At 63.1% G+C, this 2,458-nt stretch carries 3 protein-coding genes and 1 pseudogene; 3 read left to right on the top strand and 1 reads right to left on the bottom strand.

The genetic code is table 11. The features are described 5' to 3' along the window. A pseudogene (locus tag ACFV20_RS36705) lies at positions 1–183 on the top strand (DDE endonuclease); the annotation flags it as partial. 17 nt (positions 184–200) lie between these two features. On the opposite strand, the gene ACFV20_RS36710 reads toward ACFV20_RS36705, so the two are convergent. Next, the gene (locus ACFV20_RS36710; protein ID WP_385665430.1) at positions 201–614 is read right to left on the bottom strand and encodes a hypothetical protein; all 414 of its coding nucleotides are present in this window, start codon (positions 612–614) and stop codon (positions 201–203) included. A gap of 344 nt (positions 615–958) precedes the next feature. Here ACFV20_RS36710 and ACFV20_RS36715 point away from each other — a divergent pair, with 344 nt between their 5' ends. Beyond that, positions 959–1,732, top strand: a complete 774-nt coding sequence (locus tag ACFV20_RS36715; RefSeq protein ID WP_385665432.1) for a hypothetical protein — start codon at positions 959–961, stop codon at positions 1,730–1,732. A 223-nt stretch (positions 1,733–1,955) separates the two neighbouring features. Continuing rightward, on the top strand, positions 1,956–2,458 hold a 503-nt coding region (locus tag ACFV20_RS36720), incomplete at its 3' end, for a hypothetical protein (protein WP_385665435.1).

Here is a 2,458-nt window from a genome sequence, read left to right on the forward strand (position 1 = left end):
GCGCCGGACCTGAATCCGCAGGAGGGCATCTGGTCGCTGGTCAAACGCGACATCGGCAACTTCGCCGCAGCAGACCTGGGCCAGATCACCAGGGACGTGAAGCACAGGCTCAAGCAGATCCAGTACCGCCCGGATTCCGTCGACGGCTGCCTTGCGGGCACCGGCCTCATCACGGACGACTGACCGGCGCGGCAGATTCGTCAGTCGCCGTAGTACCGGTCGTAGGAGGCGGAGCGCTCCTCCACTGAGAAGCCCTCGAATTCACCGTCTGCCTCCAGCTCGCGCAGTCGATCCAGAGCCGCTGCCGCAGCAGGTGCACGGTTGACCGAGAGGTGGGCCTTCGTCGCGTCGAGCCCGTGCCCAAGCAGGAATTCGATGTCGATCGAGCACGCTGCGTCGAAGCTGGCTTGCTTCGCACTCCAGATCATGAGCACGTCGTCGACGTCGCCGCTGTTGAACAGATAGAAGCAGCAGAGCCTCATCAGCTCGGTGTCGCCCTCGCCCTGGGAGCGTCGCTCACGCGCCGTGTGCTCCCGGAGGAGTGCACGGATCTCGTCGAGGGCCGCGTCGACAGGGCGGAGCCCGTAGCGGCGCCAGCATTCCTCGGCATCCACCACTGGTCTCCATGATCGTCCGGCCCGGCCCGTGGCCTATCCGCCCCACCCATCTCGTTCGGTCGGACGACGGTCCTCTGCCGGTCACAGTATGCACACCGAGGGCCAACCCATGTGGGTTGACGGTCACCGGCGCAGGTGACCGATGGCCCACGCCACCCGACATCACCCAATCAAGTTGAGTAGCTGGAGGGGAGCGGTACGAACGCCCGATGCTAATTCGGCATCGGGCAGCCGTGAGGATGAAGCATTGCCTCACGCGGCAGGGTGACTTCTGTGAGCGGCCGACCGCGCGGTCGGGGTTGCGTGCTGACATGGCAAGGTCGGTCGATCAGAGTCCGGGCATGGTGCAAAACATTTTTGGTGTGTTCAGCTTGCTGATCGGTACCGCGGGTTTGCTGCTGACATACGCAGGTCACCGGCAGAAGGTCCGACAGGAGGCACAGGAGAGCGCGCTTCGTGCCGAGGAGCTGCTGAGGGGTGAACGCGATCGGGAACAGGAGCAGGAGCGACAAGAACAGGCAGAGCGCGCCCGGCAGGAGAGGGAAGAGCGTACCCGCCTGGAGAGGGACCGGTATCAGGCATCCATGGTCGGTGGGCATGTTGTGCTATCGCCGTCGTCACTGAACGAAAGCTATGCCGTCCCTCAGGTCATGATTCAGAATGGTTCCAATCAGCCCGTCAAGGACGTGCGGATTTCTGTGCGGGGCGAGGCGATCAGCCAAGTACCCCTCATCCACCCAGGCCAACACTTTTTCCCTCTGCCCGCCCTGCAGATTCCGGACGACGGCAACGACCAGTGGGGCGAAGTCGCAGTCGAGTTCACCGACGTCTCCGAGATCGGCTGGCGCCGTGAGGGGTACGGCGACTTGCAACGTACCCGGCAGGGCACACATGGGCAGGAGGTTTGGGGAGTCCCTGAGCCCCCTGTCGTCGAACGGTACGCCGGTGAAACCGCATGGCCATCGGCACCGGATGTAGCCGAGCGCATGGAATTCGGCGAGGTGCCCGCACCTTCGGCGCCGCGAGCAGGACGACGTTTCCGGCGCCTCGGCCCAGTGGCCCTGTTGGTCTCCGTCGTGCTCATCGCTGTAGGCATCTGGTGGCTCTTCCACTAGGCGGTTTCGTTTGGATCGGGCAGACCAGAGGAAGAAGCCAGCGGTCAGCAGAGGGCATGCCGTCGACGTTCGCGTTGTTGAGTCCGCCTTCTGCCATGAGGCTCTAGACGCAGCCTCGGGCTGTTGACTGGATTTGAGCTGGTTCGGAACGAAGGCCGCGGCGAGACTCGCCTACTGGATGCACCTTGCCAGGAATCTGTCAAGCTGCCTTGCTCAGGCTGCCTTGGTAGACGAGCTGGCCTCGGTGTCAACATGTACGGCGAAGAGGAGGACCGTGTCGGTGTTCCGAACGAAGAAGACCGCATTCGCTATCAGCTCTGCCGTGGCCATCACGCCCCTTGCCTTGCTCCCGGCACCAGCGATGGCAGCCGAACTCGCAGAGCTTTCTGGCGCCTCGTACCAACGATGCTGGGTTGCTGCCGGAACCTACACCTACTGGCAGGACGGCACCAGGGGCGGCAAGCCGAACTATGACACCGCTGGCTCTGCCCACATCGAGACTGAGGCCGACTGTAAGAGCTGGGTCTTCGACGGTGAGCTGCAGTACTCAGGGTACGAGTACCGCTCCGGTAGATGGAAGGAGATCAAGTGGCAGACTGCCCCGGAGGATGACACTCCTGCCGGGGACTACAGCTACGTCCTAGACCTCAACGATGTACGTGACATCCGACTTCGTGTCTGCAATATCGACATGGACTATAAAGTGGGCGGTTGCGGCCACGTCAG

The sequence above is a fragment of the Streptomyces sp. NPDC059696 genome (assembly GCF_042733745.1).
Classification (GTDB): Bacteria; Actinomycetota; Actinomycetes; order Streptomycetales; family Streptomycetaceae; genus Streptomyces.

Excerpts from the sequence above, each read along its gene's own strand:
- ACFV20_RS36715 (WP_385665432.1), top strand. The coding sequence starts at position 959 with ATGGTGCAAAACATTTTTGGTGTGTTCAGCTTGCTGATCGGTACCGCG.